This is a genomic window from Nocardia nova NBRC 15556 (assembly GCF_001613005.1).
Taxonomy (GTDB): Bacteria; Actinomycetota; Actinomycetes; order Mycobacteriales; family Mycobacteriaceae; genus Nocardia; species Nocardia nova.
Genome location: NZ_BDBN01000065.1, coordinates 26353 through 42073 on the forward strand (window position 1 = coordinate 26353; position 15721 = coordinate 42073).

General features: G+C 69.7%; 17 protein-coding genes. 7 read left to right on the forward strand and 10 right to left on the reverse strand.

The window, feature by feature from the left end:
• The first annotated feature begins 8 nt into the window (after positions 1 to 8).
• The 4 genes from katG (at position 9) to NN2_RS24255 (ending at position 4943) form a co-directional block, all read left to right on the forward strand.
• Entirely contained in the window at positions 9 to 2234 is a 2226-nt protein-coding gene (gene katG / locus NN2_RS24240) for a catalase/peroxidase HPI (RefSeq protein ID WP_063016158.1), read from the forward strand.
• Between the two features lie 138 nt (positions 2235 to 2372).
• Positions 2373 to 3584 carry a TerC/Alx family metal homeostasis membrane protein gene (locus NN2_RS24245; protein ID WP_063016212.1) on the forward strand — a complete coding sequence of 404 codons (1212 nt, stop codon included), beginning with the start codon at positions 2373 to 2375 and terminating at the stop codon, positions 3582 to 3584.
• A 47-nt stretch (positions 3585 to 3631) separates the two neighbouring features.
• A complete protein-coding gene (locus NN2_RS24250; RefSeq protein ID WP_063016160.1) occupies positions 3632 to 3994 on the forward strand; it encodes an ArsR/SmtB family transcription factor in 363 nt (120 codons plus the stop codon).
• On the forward strand, positions 3987 to 4943 hold the full coding sequence (locus NN2_RS24255) for an SRPBCC family protein (protein ID WP_063016162.1): 957 nt from the start codon (positions 3987 to 3989) through the stop codon (positions 4941 to 4943). Before NN2_RS24250 ends, NN2_RS24255 begins: the two co-directional genes overlap by 8 nt.
• A gap of 1 nt (position 4944) precedes the next feature.
• Here the strand turns inward: NN2_RS24255 and NN2_RS24260 are convergent, their stop codons facing one another.
• The 3 genes from NN2_RS24260 to NN2_RS24270 form a co-directional block, all read right to left on the reverse strand.
• Positions 4945 to 6348: an MFS transporter gene (locus NN2_RS24260; protein ID WP_063016164.1), complete on the reverse strand. Its 1404-nt coding sequence runs from the start codon at positions 6346 to 6348 to the stop codon at positions 4945 to 4947.
• Positions 6345 to 6908, reverse strand: a complete 564-nt coding sequence (locus NN2_RS24265) for an isochorismatase family protein (RefSeq protein WP_063016166.1) — start codon at positions 6906 to 6908, stop codon at positions 6345 to 6347. Before NN2_RS24265 ends, NN2_RS24260 begins: the two co-directional genes overlap by 4 nt.
• 107 nt (positions 6909 to 7015) lie before the next feature.
• Positions 7016 to 7459, reverse strand: coding sequence for a MarR family winged helix-turn-helix transcriptional regulator (locus NN2_RS24270; RefSeq protein WP_063016168.1), 444 nt, complete (start codon positions 7457 to 7459; stop codon positions 7016 to 7018).
• A gap of 176 nt (positions 7460 to 7635) precedes the next feature.
• On the opposite strand from NN2_RS24270, the gene NN2_RS24275 reads away from it, so the two are divergent.
• Together NN2_RS24275 and NN2_RS24280 are read left to right on the forward strand one after the other, a co-directional pair.
• Positions 7636 to 9156, forward strand: coding sequence for a MutS-related protein (locus tag NN2_RS24275; RefSeq protein WP_063016170.1), 1521 nt, complete (start codon positions 7636 to 7638; stop codon positions 9154 to 9156).
• Entirely contained in the window at positions 9153 to 10616 is a 1464-nt protein-coding gene (locus NN2_RS24280) for a MutS-related protein (protein ID WP_063016172.1), read from the forward strand. The genes NN2_RS24275 and NN2_RS24280 overlap by 4 nt, the downstream gene beginning before the upstream one ends.
• A 6-nt stretch (positions 10617 to 10622) precedes the next feature.
• On the opposite strand, the gene NN2_RS24285 is transcribed toward NN2_RS24280, so the two are convergent.
• From NN2_RS24285 to NN2_RS24295, 3 genes are read right to left on the reverse strand one after another with little or no spacing between them, the layout of a single operon-like run.
• Positions 10623 to 10961: a ribbon-helix-helix domain-containing protein gene (locus NN2_RS24285; protein ID WP_063016174.1), complete on the reverse strand. Its 339-nt coding sequence runs from the start codon at positions 10959 to 10961 to the stop codon at positions 10623 to 10625.
• Complete coding sequence (locus tag NN2_RS24290) at positions 10943 to 11236, reverse strand: hypothetical protein (protein ID WP_051025322.1); 294 nt, start codon at positions 11234 to 11236, stop codon at positions 10943 to 10945. Before NN2_RS24290 ends, NN2_RS24285 begins: the two co-directional genes overlap by 19 nt.
• Before the next feature lie 27 nt (positions 11237 to 11263).
• Positions 11264 to 12367 (reverse strand): alcohol dehydrogenase catalytic domain-containing protein, encoded by a 1104-nt coding sequence (locus NN2_RS24295; RefSeq protein WP_063016175.1) that lies wholly within the window; start codon positions 12365 to 12367, stop codon positions 11264 to 11266.
• Between the two features lie 100 nt (positions 12368 to 12467).
• Here NN2_RS24295 and NN2_RS24300 point away from each other — a divergent pair, with 100 nt between their 5' ends.
• Positions 12468 to 13409 carry a LysR family transcriptional regulator gene (locus NN2_RS24300; RefSeq protein ID WP_063016177.1) on the forward strand — a complete coding sequence of 314 codons (942 nt, stop codon included), beginning with the start codon at positions 12468 to 12470 and terminating at the stop codon, positions 13407 to 13409.
• A gap of 4 nt (positions 13410 to 13413) precedes the next feature.
• Here the strand turns inward: NN2_RS24300 and NN2_RS24305 are convergent, their stop codons facing one another.
• Genes NN2_RS24305 through NN2_RS24320 form a run of 4 tightly spaced genes read right to left on the reverse strand, consistent with a single transcriptional unit; the run spans position 13414 to position 15469 of the window.
• Entirely contained in the window at positions 13414 to 13956 is a 543-nt protein-coding gene (locus NN2_RS24305; RefSeq protein ID WP_030516979.1) for a hypothetical protein, read from the reverse strand.
• A 49-nt stretch (positions 13957 to 14005) separates the two neighbouring features.
• Positions 14006 to 14413 carry a hypothetical protein gene (locus NN2_RS24310; RefSeq protein WP_036508401.1) on the reverse strand — a complete coding sequence of 136 codons (408 nt, stop codon included), beginning with the start codon at positions 14411 to 14413 and terminating at the stop codon, positions 14006 to 14008.
• Positions 14410 to 14682, reverse strand: coding sequence for a hypothetical protein (locus NN2_RS24315; protein WP_030516981.1), 273 nt, complete (start codon positions 14680 to 14682; stop codon positions 14410 to 14412). The genes NN2_RS24310 and NN2_RS24315 overlap by 4 nt, the downstream gene beginning before the upstream one ends.
• Positions 14683 to 14722: 40 nt before the next feature.
• A complete protein-coding gene (locus tag NN2_RS24320) occupies positions 14723 to 15469 on the reverse strand; it encodes an SCO6745 family protein (protein ID WP_063016179.1) in 747 nt (248 codons plus the stop codon).
• Positions 15470 to 15721 lie beyond the last annotated feature (252 nt).

Here is a 15721-nt window from a genome sequence, read left to right on the forward strand (position 1 = left end):
GAAAGACCGTGCCTGAGGAACATCCACCTATCGCCGAGGCCAATACCGAACCGCCCGAGAGCGGATGCCCCGTCGTCGGCCGCATGAAGCGACCCGTCGAAGGTGGCGGCAACCGCGACTGGTGGCCGGAACAGCTCAATCTCAAAGTGCTGCAGCACAATCCGGCCGAAATCAATCCCTTCGGCGCGGACTACGACTACGCCGCCGAATTCGCCACCCTGGATCTGGCCGCGGTCAAGGCCGACATCATCGAGGTGATGACGACCTCGCAGGACTGGTGGCCGGCCGATTTCGGCCACTACGGGCCACTGTTCATCCGCATGGCCTGGCATGCGGCCGGCACCTACCGCATCGAGGACGGCCGCGGCGGCGCCGGATCCGGGATGCAGCGCTTCGCCCCGCTCAACAGCTGGCCCGACAACGCCAGCCTGGACAAGGCGCGCCGGCTGCTGTGGCCGGTGAAACAGAAGTACGGCCGCAAACTGTCGTGGGCCGATCTCATCGTCTACACCGGCAACGTCGCCCTCGAGCACATGGGTTTCCAGACCTTCGGTTTCGGCGGCGGCCGCGTCGACGAGTGGGAGCCCGAGGAGGTGTACTGGGGTCCGGAGATGGAATGGCTCGGCGATGCCCGCTACTCCGGGCAGCGCGATCTGGAGAACCCGCTCGCGGCCGTGCAGATGGGCCTGATCTACGTCAATCCCGAAGGGCCCAACGGTAATCCGGATCCGCTGGCGGCCGCGATCGACATCCGCGAGACGTTCCGCCGGATGGCGATGAACGATGTGGAAACCGCGGCGCTGATCGTCGGCGGGCACACCTTCGGCAAGACCCACGGCGCCGGCCCCGCCGACAACGTCGGCCCCGAACCGGAAGCCGCGCCGCTCGAGCAGATGGGCCTGGGCTGGAAGAGCTCGTTCGGCACCGGTGTCGGCAAGGACGCGATCACCAGCGGCATCGAGGTGACGTGGACCCCGACCCCGACCCGCTGGGACAACAGCTTCCTCGAAACCCTCTACGGCTACGAATGGGAGCAGACCAAGAGTCCCGCCGGGGCGTGGCAGTGGGTGCCGAAGGACGGCGCCGGCGCGGGCACGGTGCCCGACGCCCACGATTCGTCCAAGACCCAGGCCCCGGCGATGCTGACCACCGACCTGTCGCTGCGATTCGACCCCATCTACGGGCCGATCACGCGGCGCTGGCTCGACCATCCCGAGGAACTGGCCGACGAGTTCGCCAAGGCCTGGTACAAGCTGATCCACCGCGATATGGGACCCAAGTCCCGGTATCTGGGTCCGCTGGTGCCGGAGGAGACCCTGTTGTGGCAGGACCCGATCCCGGCCGTCGATCACGACCTGATCGGTGACGCCGAGATCACCACCCTCAAGGCGCGGATCCTCGATTCGGGCCTGACGGTGCCGCAGCTGGTGTCGACGGCCTGGGCGGCGGCGGCCTCGTTCCGCGGCAGCGACAAACGCGGCGGCGCCAACGGCGGCCGGTTGCGGCTGCAACCGCAGAACGGCTGGGAGGTCAACGACCCCGACGAGCTGGCCCAGGTGATCCGCACCCTGGAAGCGATCCAGGAGGCGTTCAACACCGAACAGTCCGGCAACGTGCGTGTCTCGTTCGCCGACGTCGTGGTGCTCGGCGGTGTCGCGGCGATCGAGAAGGCCGCCCGCGACGCCGGTTTCGGGGTGAGCGTCCCGTTCACCCCCGGCCGCACCGACGCCACCCAGGAACAGACCGATGTGGAGTCGTTCTCCGCGCTCGAACCCAAGGCCGACGGTTTCCGCAACTACCTCGGCAAGGGCACCCGGCTGTCGGCGGAGTATCTGCTGGTCGACAAGGCGAACCTGCTGCGGTTGACCCCGCCGGAGATGACCGTGCTCGTGGGCGGTCTGCGGGTGCTCGGCGCCAACTACAAGCAGTCGCCGCTGGGCGTGCTCACCGACAACCCCGGAGTGCTGAGCAACGATTTCTTCGTGAATCTGCTCGACATGAGCACCGAGTGGAAGCCCTCTCCCGCCGACGACGGCACCTACGTCGGCTCGGACCGGGCCACCGGCGAGCAGCGCTGGACCGGCAGCCGCGTCGATCTGGTCTTCGGCTCGAACTCGCAGCTGCGGGCGCTGGCCGAGGTGTATGCCACCGACGACGCCAAGGGCAAGTTCGTCGACGATTTCATCGCCGCCTGGGACAAGGTGATGAACCTGGATCGGTTCGACCTGGCCTGATCCGCCGTCGCCCGGATGCCCCGCGCACCACCGCCGGTGCGCGGGGCATCCGCACGTCCGGGGAGCATGCCGGTTCGGGCGGTCGTTCGGCCGCGGACGCTACAGTCACCCGAGACCACTCGGGCACAGGAGGCCGCCGTGACCGTTCCGCTGCTGGCGTGGGCCGGTGCGCTGGCGCTGATCGTCGTCTTACTGGTGTTCGACTTCGTCTTCCACGTGCGTCGCGCGCATTCGCCGACCCTGGGCGAGTCGGCGGCGTGGTCGGCGGCCTATATCGGTGTGGCGGTGGCGTTCGGGTTCGTGGTGTTGGGTCTGGGCGGTTCCGAGATGGGGGTCGAGTACTTCGCCGGCTACATCACCGAGAAGGCGTTGTCGGTGGACAATCTGTTCATCTTCCTGGTGATCTTCACCGCCTTCCGGGTGCCCGCGGCCGCCCAGCAGAAGGTGCTGCTGGTGGGGATCGTGATCTCGCTGCTGGCGCGCACCGGATTCATCTTCCTCGGAGCGACGCTGATCAACCGTTTCGCGTGGGTGTTCTACCTGTTCGGCGGGGTGCTGCTGGTGACCGCGGGCAATATGCTGCGTCCCGAGAGCGAGGACACCCACTCCGGCGACGGGCTGGTGGTGCGCGCGACCCGGAAACTGTTGCGCACCACCGACTCCTACGACGGTGACGCGATGACCACGATCGTGGACGGTCGGCGCCGGTTGACGCCGATGGTGTCGGCGATGATCGCGATCGGCGGCACCGATGTGCTGTTCGCCCTCGATTCGATTCCCGCGATCTTCGGCCTCACCGAGAACGTATTCCTGGTGTTCACCGCCACCGCGTTCTCGCTTTTGGGGTTGCGGCAGTTGTTCTTCCTGCTCGAGGGGCTGCTGGACCGGTTGATCTATCTGGGTTTCGGGCTGGCCGCCGTACTCGGCTTCATCGGCGTGAAGCTGATTCTGCACGCGCTGCATCACAACAGCGTGCCGTTCGTCAACGACGGCGACCCGGTGCCGGTGGCCGAGATTCCCACCGTGTGGTCGCTGGTCGTGATCGTCGCGATACTCGTTGTGACGGTGGTGGTCTCGTTGTGGAGCCCGGCCGGGCGCGCGCAGACCGCGGTCGCCGGGGCGCGCCGCTACGCCACCCGGTACCTCGATCTGGGCTACGAGGCCGATCAGGCCGTGCGCGAACACACCTACGGGCGGATGCTGGCAGCGGAACGGACCATGGCCGGGCTGCCGGACAAATATGTGCACCGGTTCCGCGCCGAGGACCTGACCACGCTTCTGGACCGCGCGCACGTCGTGCACGAGGACCGCATGGAGCGCATCCGCGCGGGCCTGCCCCTGCGGATGTGACCGTCGAACCCCTCCCCTTTATATTCCGTTTCGGCTATATTGCCGATATGGCATCTACGTTCGAGGCGCTGGCCGAACCGCGGCGCCGCGAAATCCTCGACCTGCTGCGCCGGCGCGAACACCTGGTCGGCGAACTGGTCACCGAACTGCGCCTGGCACAACCGACGGTGTCGAAACACCTGAAGATCCTGCGCGGCGCCGGCCTGGTCGAGGTCCGCCAGGACGCGCAACGGCGCTGGTACCGGCTGCGACCCCAGCCGCTCACCGAGATCGACCTGTGGCTGGCCCCCTACCGGCAGCTGTGGGACACCAGCCTCGACGCGCTGGCCCGCCACCTCGACGCGCTGGCCGCCGACGACAGCACCACCCTCACCGAAGCCGAAACCGCAAGGAGTGATGACGATGAGTGACCCGTCCGCCGAACTGACCACGATCGACGGCACGCCCACGTTGCGGTTCGAGCGCCGCTTCGCCCATCCCCGGGAACGAGTGTGGCGGGCGATCAGCGATCCCGAGCAGATGAAGGCGTGGTTTCCGGCCGCGGTGCACACCGACCTGCGCCCCGGCGCGCCGATGCGATTCGTCTTCGACGACGAAGCCCCGGTCGAGGACACCTGGGACGGAGAGGTCCTCGAGGTCGATCCGCCGAAGGTGTTCATGTTCCGCTGGAACCGGGATGTGCTGCGATTCGAGTTGATCGCCGACGGCGACGGCTGCCGGCTGGTGTTCACCCACGCGCTCGGCGACGGCCCGACCGGCCGCCTGGGCGCCGCCCGCACCGCCGCCGGATGGGACGGCTGCCTGACCAGCCTGGCCGCCGCACTCGACGACCGCGCCGAAGATGAGGACCCGAGAGCCGGATGGCTGGCCCGGGCCGAAGCCTACGCCGAGAAGTTCGGGCTGGCCCGCGGCAGCGCCGAACCCGGCGTGGGCCCCGAATCCGATGTGGTGCTGCGGTTTTCGCGGGACCTGGTGTGGCGGCCCGCGGACACGATCTGGGCGATCCTGATCGAGGACCACCCCCTGCGCGTCGGCGCGCTACCACCGGCGCGCGCGACCAATCCGGCGATCGAGCCGGGACCGGTCACCGCATTCGATCCGCCGCGGCTGCTGGAATACGAGGTGTCGGTGGCCGGGCAGCCGGCGGGACGGGCGCGGTGGGAGATCATCGCCGATCCGCGACTGGGCACCCGGGTCGAGTTCGCCCACACCCTGCCCCAACGGCTCGCCGAGCACCGCGCCGGACTGCTGGCCGCCTGGCAGGTGCATATCGAACTGTTCTTCGCCGCGACCCAGGGCGAGATTCGGTGCCCGTGGCCCGAGCAGCGGGTCACCGAACTGACCGCCACCTACAGCTGAGTCACTGCGCGGGCGTGCGGCCGGTGCGGGCCGGAATCGTGGTGTCCAGCACCGTCATCAGCGCGACGAGGACACCGAGGGCAACGATCACCCAGGCGATGGCGTGCAGCCCGGCATCGGTGGTGGCCGAACCGAAGGTGAGCGTGATCAGGCTGGAGGAGAAGATCGCCCCCATATAGGCGAAGGTGCGATACAACCCCGACGCCACCGCGACCTGCCGGGCGGGCGCTTGCACATACAGCGCGGCCTGGTTGGCGAACCCGCTGGCGCCGCTGGCCACTCCGAACAGCAGCGACATCGCGATCAGCACGATCACCGGCGAGTTGTGCGTGATCACGGCCATGACCAGCCCGGTCGCGATCAACGCCGCACCGCTCGCGGTCAGCGGCACCCGCACCCAGCCGCGATTGGACACCAGCCGCGCGATGACGATACTGATCGCCGACAGCGGCAGCAGGATCAACCCCACCTGGGAGGCGCTGTAGTGGGCGGCCTGTTCCATCCACTGACTGGTCCCGTAGAGGGCGGTGTAGGTGCCCAGCGACACCACCGCCTGCCGCAGATACGTGCGCAACAGGCCGCCGTTGCGGGTCAGCATCCGCACATCGATGAGCGGACTGCGGGCCCGCAACTCCCACGCCACCAGCGCGGCGACCAGTCCCAGCGTCACCGGCAGCAACCACCACAGCGGTGAGCGCAGATCCGACAGAAACCTCAGCATGCCGATCACGGCGCCGGCGAACAGGCCGATGCCGACGAGGTCGACCGCGGCCGGCAGCGACCCCTGATCGCGGTCGCGCGGTGCATCCTTCGGCACACCGGTCACCGTCGCCACCAGCGCGACCAGCGCGAGCGGGATGTTGACGAAAAATATTGCGCGCCAACCGAACACACCCGCCAGCAGACCACCCAGCGGCAGCCCCACCACGGAGGTGACCTGCGCGGCGATCGAGAAGTTGCCCAGCACTCGCGCCGGCACCCCCGTCCCGGCGTCGTCGGCGCGCCGCCGCACCAGCGCCATCGCGGTGGGAAACGCCGCCGAGGTCCCGATCCCGATGAGCGCACGCGACACCACCAGGAACCCGAATGCCGGTGCGGCGGCGCCGATCACGCCGGCGGCGATGAGGATGATCAACCCGCCGGTGAACACCCGGCGCGGCCCGAACAGCGTGGCGAGTTTGCCCATGGTGGGCTGGGCGACGGCGCTGCACAGATACAGCACCGAGATGAGCACGGCGGTGGTGCCGGGGCCCCGGTGGAAGTCGACGCCGATGCCGACGAGGGCGGTGGCGATGGTGGAGGTGTTGATCGGATTGAGGGTCGAGCCCAGCAGCAGCGGCCCGACGAAACGGACGGTGAACGGGTCGCTGCGGGCGGGCGCGGTGTCGGCGGGGGCGGCTGTCACGAGCGGGCCGCCAATGTCCGAAGCACGTCGTCGGTGGTTCCGGTTTCGGCGATGCGGCCGAAGATGTGGGCGATGCTGTGGTCGTGGCGTTCGGCGTCGGAATCGGTCATCGCATCGACCGGCAGCGTGACGTGGAAACCCTGTTCGTGGGCGTCGCGGGCGGTCGATTCGACGCCGGCGCCGGTGGCGATGCCCACGACCACCACCTGCGTGACGCCGTCGGCACGCAACCGGTCGGCGAGCCCGGTGCCGGCGAAGGCGCTGCGGGCGTGCTTGGTGACCTGGATGTCGCCGGGCTGCGGCGCCATCTCGGGAACGAGGGCGGTCCAGTCCGGCGGCAGATCGGTCATGGTCATCGCGCCGGCGTCGGTGCGCCCCGGCGGGGTGCCGGCGACGTTGACGAGCACGACCGGCAGGTCCCGGTCGCGGAAGGCGTGCGCGAGTGTGGCCGCGCGCGTGATCACGGGTTCGACCGGATGCGCCAGCGGCCGGCCGACGATGCCCTGCTGCAGATCGATCACGATGAGGGCGGTGGCCGGATCCAGGGTGGTGACGGGCATGACGAATTCCTTTGCTGGCGTGCGGTTTCGGACGCACCGGGGTCGGCGCGCGCCGGATCGCGCGAACCCGGTGGCCGGGTCGCGGATTTCGGTTGTGGGCGCTTGGATCAGCCGGCGCGGCCGATGCGGTCGAGCAGCCCGACCGCATCGGCGAGTTGCCGGATTTCGGCGTCGGTGAATTCGGCCTCGATGACGCGGGTGAGCCAGTCCTCTTTCGCGCGGCGGCCGGTGCGGAATTCGTCGCGGGCGGCCTCGGTCAGGTCCAGGACGGTTTTGCGGCCGTCGGCCGGATCGGGTGTGCCCGCGATGAGACCCGCCTCTTCCAGCGCGCGAACGATTTTCGCCATCGACTGCGGGCGCATTCCCGCCGCGTGGGCCAGTTGGGTGGCCGTGGCGGGCCCGCCCTGTTCGAGGCGGATGAGGACCGAGCTCTGAGATTTGGTGAGGTCGCTGCCCTCGGCCTGAGCGCGCAGCTGCCGCAGCAGCCGGCTGACGGCGACACGCAGATCGGCCGCCACCGCGGCGGGGGTGGGCGCAGGCTTTCCGGACACGACTCCACCGTATCATTTACTAAGCTAACTGTACAGCTGGCTGTATACATTCGGATGCGACTCGGCCTTCGCCGAGTGTGATTACTTGACGGCCGGTAAGTAATGTCGCTAGCCTGACCGAAAAGCCCCCTACCGGGTCGTTTACTCGATCCGGCCGGCGCGGGAAGTGGGTGGGGATGGAAACCGTCAGTGTGTTGTGGCCGGTGCCGGCCGAGCGCGTCGCGACCGTCGAAGTCGGCGAGGACGCGCTGACCGACCTGGAAATCGAACCGCTGCTCGCCGCGATCGTCGGCGATACCGACGACCACGACCTCACCGCCCTGCTGCGCCGCCCCGTCCGCGACCCCGACACCGTCCGATTCCGCCACGAGGTGTTCACCGACCTCGACGACCACGAAACATACGCCGCCGCAGAGGAATTCGTGATCGCCATGTGGCGGGTGCGGCGCCGGCTGCGTATCGCCGGCGAGCTGTATCACCGGCATCAACGCCACCGCGCCCACCTCGACGCCGCCGCCGGCTACGTGGCCGCGGTCACCGCACTGCACGCGGCGACCGCACGGCTGCCACTGCGATCGCGGGCACTGCTGCGGTGGCGCACCTACCTCGACACCTATTGCGCCGGTGCGGATCTGCGCACACTGGCCCACGACATCGACACCGTACGAGCCGCGCTGGCCCGCGTGCGGTACCGGCTGCGGATCGTCGACCGCACCCTCGAGGTGAGCCCCGCACGCCCCGCACCCGACTACACCGCCGCCGTGACGCGACTGCTCGCCCGCTTCGGCGCACCACACCGCCGCGACCCACACCCGCAACCGGAGTGGCCGGACATGAACCAGACCGAGGAACATATCCTCGACCGGGTCGCCGACCTGTACCCGGCGCCGTTCGAGCGACTGGCCGAATTCGCCACCCGCCATCGAGATTTCACCGCCCCCGAGGTGACCGAATTCGATCGAGGCATGCAGTTCTATCTGCGCTACCGCCGGTTCGCCCACCGCGCCGCCGGCACCGGCCGCAGTCTGTGCCTGCCCGAGATCGCCGCACCCGGCGAACCGATCCACGCCGAGTGTGCCTACGACCTCGCCTTCGCTACCCGCTCACCGAACCCGCTGGTGTGCAACGATTTCCGCCTCGAACCCCCGGAACGAATGACGGTGGTGACCGGCCCCAATCAGGGCGGGAAGACGACCTTCGCGCGCGCGATCGGGCAACTGGTGTACTTCGCCGCGCTCGGCGGCCCGGTCCCCGCGCAGGCGGCGCGGCTGCCGCTGCCCGATCGCATCCACACCCACTTCGAACGCGCCGAACACGCCGGCGACCCGGACGGAAGGCTGCTGGCGGACCTGCGCTCCATGCGCGAAATCCTGCGGACCACGAGCGCGGACACCCTGGTCGTGCTCAACGAGAGTTTCTCCACGACCACCACACACGACGGCGCGCGCATCGCCGGCGAGGTCCTGGCCCACATCGTGCGGCTCGGCGCCTGGGGGGTGTGGGTGAGCTTCTTCGACGACCTCGCCGACGCCGGACCCGAGGTGGTGTCGATGGTGGCATCGACCGACCCGGCCGACCGAGCACACCGCACCTACCGCATCGTGCGCCGCCCCGCCGACGGCAACGCCTACGCCACCGAACTCGCCCAACGCTACGGACTCGGCTACCACGCGGTGGCCGCGAGGCTGGCGCGATGAGGGTCCGGCTGCTGTTCCCCGCCGACACCGCACCCGCACCGGCCGCGCTCGGCAACACCGCTGTCGCGGATCTGGGCATCTCCGCACTGATCGACACCATCGCCGAGCGCGACCCGGCGATCGCCGACACGGTCCGGGCAGTCATCACCGCGACCCCGGCGGATCCGGCCGTGATCACACACCGCCACGCCGTGCTCACCGACTGCTGCGCCCACCCCGACCTCGTGCGCGCCGTCCACGACATCGCCGCCGCCGCGACGTCGGTGCGGCGCTGGACATCGGCGGCACGCCGGCGCGCCAACGGCACACTGGTTCTGACCCTGCCACCGTTCACCGCACAGCTCGAGCAGCTGCGCCGGCTGCGCACCCTGCTCGAACGCGACGGCGACCGCCTCACCGCCGCGGGCTGGACCGACCTGATCGCGACGACGAAACAGTTCGACGACACCTACCTGCGAGCGGTGCGCGACGAGCTGAGCGTGCTGCGCTTCGACCACGGCGTCGACATCGAGGCGGGCCTGGGCACCGGCAACAAGATCACCGATGTCGTGGTCCACCGGCCACCCGCACGCCGGCCACGATTCGGATTCCCCCGCAGCACAAGCGTTTTCGAAGCGATCGCCGACGGCGATGCCGAGGCCGATCCGGTGATGCAGCTGAAGGACCACGCGCTGGCAGAACTCGCGGACGTGGTCGCCGCTACCGCCGACCGGCTGCACGCCTTCTTCCTGCGGTTACGCGAAGAGACCGCCTTCTACCTCGGCTGCCTGATCCTGCGAGAGCGCCTCGACCGCATCGCGATCCCCTACTGCCTGCCGCACCCCCACCCGTCCGGCACGACGCGGCTACGCTGCCGCGGGCTGCGCGACATCACCCTGGCGCTGGGCCCGGAACCCGCGAGCGTGGCGGGCAGCGACCTCGCCGCCGACGGGCGATCGCTGCTGATCGTCACCGGCGCCAACAACGGCGGCAAATCCACGTTCCTGCGCAGCCTCGGCGCCGCGCAGCTGATGATGCAGGCCGGAATGTTCGTCCTCGCCGAAGAATTCGCCGCCGACGTCCGCGACGGAGTGTTCACCCATTTCGTCGGCGACGAGGACCACACCCTGTCCTACGGCAAACTCGCCGACGAACTGGTCCGGATGAACGCGGTGATCGACCGGATCGGGCCGCGCGGACTGCTGCTGTGCAACGAGGCGTTCGCCTCCACCGGCGAACGCGACGCCGGCCGTATCGCCGGGCCCCTGCTGCGGGCGCTCACCGAGGCCGGAGTGAAGGTCGTGTTCGTCACCCACCTCTACGACTACGCGCGCACCCGCCACGCCGAGGCGCACCCCGGCGACCTGTTCCTGCGCGCCGAACGCGGACCCGACGGCACGCGCACCCACCGCATCGTGGCGGGCCCGCCCGAGGCCGGCGGTCACGGTTACGACCTGTGGGCCGCCACCGAACTCGGGTAACCGGGCTCAGGCCGAGGGACGCAGACTGCTCAGCACCCGGATCGCATCCGACAGCGGGATCATCCGGCCGGGTTGTTCGGCGAGCAACCCCATCTCGATGTACTGGCGAATCAGCATCGAGGGGGTGATGCAGTGTTCGGCGGCCGCCTCCCGGATCCGGTCACGCAGATCCTTCGGCAGTTTCAAGGAGGTGGTGACCATCCCGCGTTCGATCTCCTCGCCGGTCGGCGGCAGCGCGGGCGACGCGGCGGAGTCGTCGAACACCAAACCGTCCACGACCGCCTGCGGGTCGGCGCCGGGCTTCGGTTCGAAGATGTGCTTGTCGGTCATCGGTTCGCCTCCCATGCGGTGTACTCCTCGAGCTGCTGCGGGCGCATCTGCGCGGCCATCACGATCTCCCAGGTGCCGGCCGACTCCGGCGACGGCCGCATCCGCAGCATCACCACCAGTGGACGGCCCGCGTCGGTGCGGCCCCACACGGTCGTGACGGGCAACCCTTCCGGGGTGCGGGCCGGGCGCGGCCAGCGCCGCGACGAATACAGCACCTCCATCACCTCCCAGGGCGCCACCTCGGCACGATCCAGGAACGAGTGGATTCCGATCCACCATGCGTACTCCACGCAGCCACCATAATACCCGCGTATTACCTACCTCGGCAGTGGTGAGCGTCGCTGCGGCAGCACCACCGTGCGATCGAACGCCGCGGGATGGGCCGCGGCGTGCTCGACCGCCGCCGCGACGTCGTCCAATCCGAACGTGGTGACCGTTTCCACCGAGAGATCGAGCAGCCCGCACCGCACCAGCTCGATCAACCCCGCAACAGCGGTGCGCGGGCACATCCACTGACCCCGCACCGTCACACTGTTGCGCATCAGCCACGGATACGGCAGCGCCAGATCGGATCCGCCGAGCATCCCCACCCCGCCCATGAGCACGACACGCCCGAACTCCCGCACCGTCATCGCCGCGGTCCGCACCACGCGCGTGTCCGCCGCGGGCGGCAGAATATCGAGCACCACATCCACCGGTCCCCCGCCCGCGGCCACCATCGCCTGCCGATCCACCTCCGCGTCGCCGGTCAGCTCGACCGGGCGCACACGGTCTCCGAACAGGTCCCGCAACCGGGTCGCAGCCGCGCGGTTGCGGCCGGGAGCCACTACCCGGCTCGCGCCCATGGCAAGCCCCACCGCCACCGCCGCACCCCCGAAATTGCCGGTCGCCCCGCTCACCAGCAATGTTTCCCCGGCACGCAGATCCGCCGCCAGCAGACCCCCGTACGGAACCAGCGGCACCGCCAGCGACGCCCAGCCGGCCACGTCCTCGCCGTCGACGTCACCGAGCGGCACGGCGTTCTCCGTCGGCACGACCATGCGCTCCGCGAACGACCCGTGATGAAAGTATCGCGACAATCGCAGCCCGCCCGGACCACGCGAACTCCAGCCCTGCAACGTGATGTCGGGAGTGCGCGCGTCGTCGCGGGAACGCACCGTCGGATCACACCACACCAGGTCCCCGGGCCGCAGCCGGGTCGCATCCGGACCGGCCGACACCACCCGCCCGACCCCGCCCATTCCCGGAATCACCGGCGGCTCCAGCGGATAGTCGCGCACACCGCCGAAAACCTCTGCCGCATACGGCAAAACACAGGTAGCGAGCACATCCACCAGCACCTCACCCGGCCCGGCCACCGGATCGGGCACAGTCGTCACCGTCAACGGCTGCCCGAACTGTTCCAACATCGCCGCACGCATCGCCCACTCCTCCGGTTCCGAATCTCTTCTTCGCCAACGTAGGACGCGATCCGGCCATGCCACCAGCGAAAGTCCGGCATATCTGGTATGCCGGACGGTCATGGATCTGTCACCGGCCGGACTGCGGGTGCTGGCCGAGGTCGCCGAACGCGGATCGTTCACCGCCGCGGCCGCCGCCCTCGGCTATACCCAATCCGGCATCTCACGCCAAGCCGCGGCCCTCGAACGCGAGGCCGGAAAACCCCTGTTCGAACGCCACCGCACCGGCGTCCACCTCACCCCGGCCGGGCTGACGCTGCTGCGCCACGCACGGGTCGTGCTGGACGCGCTGGAGGCCGCGCGACGCGACCTCGACGACCGCGATCTCGTCCAGCGGGTACGGCTGGGCAGCCTCATCAGCGCGGGCGCGGTACTCGTACCCACCGCGCTGGCCGCGCTGCGACGCACCCACCCCGCACTCGAGGTGTCCACCCGCGAGGGCACCACGCCGGCGCTGGTCCGCGCCATCCGCGCCGGCAGCCTCGATCTCGCCGTGATCACCTCGCGGCCGCCGCACCGGCCACCCGACACCGAACTACCGCGGCTGATCGTCGAACAACTCGGCGAGGTGGAACTGCTCGTCGCCGCCCCCGCCACCGGCCGCTTCGCCGGGCGCACCACCGTCACCGTCGACGAACTCGTCGACGCCGTGTGGATCGCGAGCCCCGCCGCCACCACCGAACCGCTGCTGGGAGTGTGGCCGGGGTTGCCCGGCCGCCCCCACATCGCACACCGCGCCCGTGACTGGCTCGCCAAACTCGCCCTCGTCGCCGCCGGCTGCGGCGTGACCACCGTCCCCTCGGGCCTGTTCCCGGCGCTGCCGCCGGAGGTGATCACGCTGCGCGTCGTCACCGGCTCCCACGCCCGCGCCGCCACCGAACTGCGCCGCCTGTCGCTGGTCCGCACACCGGCCCCGCTCACCCCGCCGAACGCGGCCGTGATCGAGGCGTTACGCAGCGCCGCAACACCTTTCGTACACGGGACCGCCCGGGCGCCGGGCTAGCCGGTCACCAGATCAGGGTCCGCTCGGGCACCCGCACACACGCGAAGAAGCGTTTGCCGATATCGCTGCCGTCGTGGTTGTAGGCGTTCATTATCTCGGCCAGTTCGTCGGCCAGCTCCTGCAGCGCCGGGCTCGGATTGTCGATGCCGCAGTCGCTGACCCAACCCCACTCCCGCGGCACACCCTCGATGGTGACGATGATCTTGCCGACGTACGGGGTGGCGACCGAGTAGGAGATCTCGATGGGAGCGTCCCGGATCGGCGAACGTTCGGCGAGCTCCGCACGATGCTGCGGCATGCTGAAGATCTGCGCGAAAACGATGTCCTGACTGATCATTTCGGCAATGCTCGCCAACGTGGCGTGCCGCCCGACCCGGTGATAGCGGGGACCGTAATCACGATCGCCCCGCGGTCCCGCCGCCTGCGGATGCTTGGCCAGGATGCGGTCGAGCATGCGCTGGGCGGCCTCGCGTTCGGCGGCACCGGTCGCGGGATGATCGATCAGCTGGCGCAGCCGGGAAATCCGGGGGCTCAGGGCCGTTGACATGGTCGCGGTCCTCTCCTCGTCGTCGCACGGCAGCCGCGGCCGCGGTCGGTCAGGGCAGCGGATCGACCAGCACCTGATGGTCGATGCGTCGCAACATATCCGGCCGAGCGGTCAAACACGGCCAATTGCGAGAGACCGCCTCACTGGCGGCGTGTCCGGCGGCCACCAGCCCATCGGCATCGGAACGTCCGGCCAGCAACGCCGCCACCCGGGAGGCCGCGCCGGTGTCCAGTCCGGTCACCACGGTGTGCGGCAGCTCCAGCAACACCGCGAGAATATCGAGCCGATCCGGCCGGATCAGCGCCTGCCCCGCCGCCGCCACCGCCGCGGGCACCACGATGGTATGACCGGCCTCGGCCGTCGCCCATGCCACCGCGTGCACGTACGGCAGCCGCCGCGTCCAGCCCACCACGGCGGCGGTGTCGAACACCACGCCGCCCAGTGCGGCCGGGCTCACGCGGCGCCGGCGCTTCGCCGATCCAGATCCTCCGCCGACAGCGGCGGCAGGCCCTGCACACGCCGGGCCTGATTCACCAGCTCGAGCGGCGGCACGCCACCGAAACTGGACTCGATGGCATCCAGCGAAATATCGCGATCCATCCGATCCCGCAACGCGGCCGACACGTAGGCGGACAGATTATCGATCCGCCCCGACGCCTTCCAGCGCTCCAAGGTGGACACATCATCCTTGGGGACCGAGATCGTCACCTTCTTCGTCTCCGCCATACCAATAGCTTACGGCAGTATGGCGCCCGGACGGCGGCGACTACCGCGCGAAGACGGTGGCCTGCGCTCCGCGCAGCAGCTCGACCAGCTCCTTGCCCGCCGTGTCGTCCAACGCCGCGAAGGCCGGGGCGATCAGCTCGTCGGTCAGCGCCTCGGCCGCATCCCAGCGCTGCCGCATCGCCGAGCTCACCTCGGTGACGTCGACCCGTTCACCCCACCCGAACAGCCGCGCCTGGGTGGGCCCGTCGGTACGCGGCGAGCCACCGATCAGCACCGCCTCGAACGGCGACAGCCCACTGGCCCGCACCGCCATCAGATGCAGGCCGCCCCGCAGCTCACGCAGACAATGGATCAACTGCAACACCCGACCGGCGGCATCGTCGGCGAGCGGCAACGCCCGCCAGCCCGCGAACAGGCTCACCCCCGCCACATCGGCGGCATCGGTCACCACCCGCAGCAATTCGGCCAACCGGTCGCAGCCATCGAATCCGGCGAGTTTGCGGCGACCGAAACCCTGGCACGCCGCCAGATATCCGGCCGCGGCCTGCGCGGGCGCCATCGCCACCGAATCCCAGGCCGCCCGAACGGTTTCCCGCTCGAAGAACCCGAACGCCGCGGTCACCACATCGGCATCCACCTCGCCGAGCACCCCGCCGCGGCCGCGCGTATACGGGCCGATGAAGCCGTCCACGCCGGTGGTGCCACCGAACGCCTTGGCCTCGCGGGAGAACATGAACGCGCCCCCGATGGTCTGGATCTCGGATTTCACCGCGGCCGGCACCGACACGGCGGACCCCTTTCGACGAGAGCGACCGATCCGGCCACTCGGCTCCTTCGACAATCCCCCGGAGCCTATCTCGCTTCAATCCACTAATGCCAGCGCCGGGCCGTAATCCACCGCCCCCGCGAACAACCCCCGAGCTAATCCACCATCGCACCGCCGGACCCCGCCCGCCCACGCGACGACGCCGCGACCACCCCGGCCGGCGAGCCCGCCGACCCGGCCCCGGCGATATTCCCCCGCCGCAGCCGACCGGCT

What these genes read in the sequence shown, in the direction of transcription:
- NN2_RS24250 (WP_063016160.1), top strand. Translation starts at nt 3,632, where the DNA reads ATGGCATCTACGTTCGAGGCGCTGGCCGAACCGCGGCGCCGCGAAATC.
- NN2_RS24255 (WP_063016162.1), top strand. Translation starts at nt 3,987, where the DNA reads ATGAGTGACCCGTCCGCCGAACTGACCACGATCGACGGCACGCCCACG.
- NN2_RS24265 (WP_063016166.1), bottom strand. Translation starts at nt 6,908, where the DNA reads ATGCCCGTCACCACCCTGGATCCGGCCACCGCCCTCATCGTGATCGAT.
- NN2_RS24275 (WP_063016170.1), top strand. Translation starts at nt 7,636, where the DNA reads ATGGAAACCGTCAGTGTGTTGTGGCCGGTGCCGGCCGAGCGCGTCGCG.
- NN2_RS24280 (WP_063016172.1), top strand. Translation starts at nt 9,153, where the DNA reads ATGAGGGTCCGGCTGCTGTTCCCCGCCGACACCGCACCCGCACCGGCC.
- NN2_RS24285 (WP_063016174.1), bottom strand. Translation starts at nt 10,961, where the DNA reads ATGGGAGGCGAACCGATGACCGACAAGCACATCTTCGAACCGAAGCCC.
- NN2_RS24295 (WP_063016175.1), bottom strand. Translation starts at nt 12,367, where the DNA reads ATGCGTGCGGCGATGTTGGAACAGTTCGGGCAGCCGTTGACGGTGACG.
- NN2_RS24300 (WP_063016177.1), top strand. Translation starts at nt 12,468, where the DNA reads ATGGATCTGTCACCGGCCGGACTGCGGGTGCTGGCCGAGGTCGCCGAA.
- NN2_RS24305 (WP_030516979.1), bottom strand. Translation starts at nt 13,956, where the DNA reads ATGTCAACGGCCCTGAGCCCCCGGATTTCCCGGCTGCGCCAGCTGATC.
- NN2_RS24315 (WP_030516981.1), bottom strand. Translation starts at nt 14,682, where the DNA reads ATGGCGGAGACGAAGAAGGTGACGATCTCGGTCCCCAAGGATGATGTG.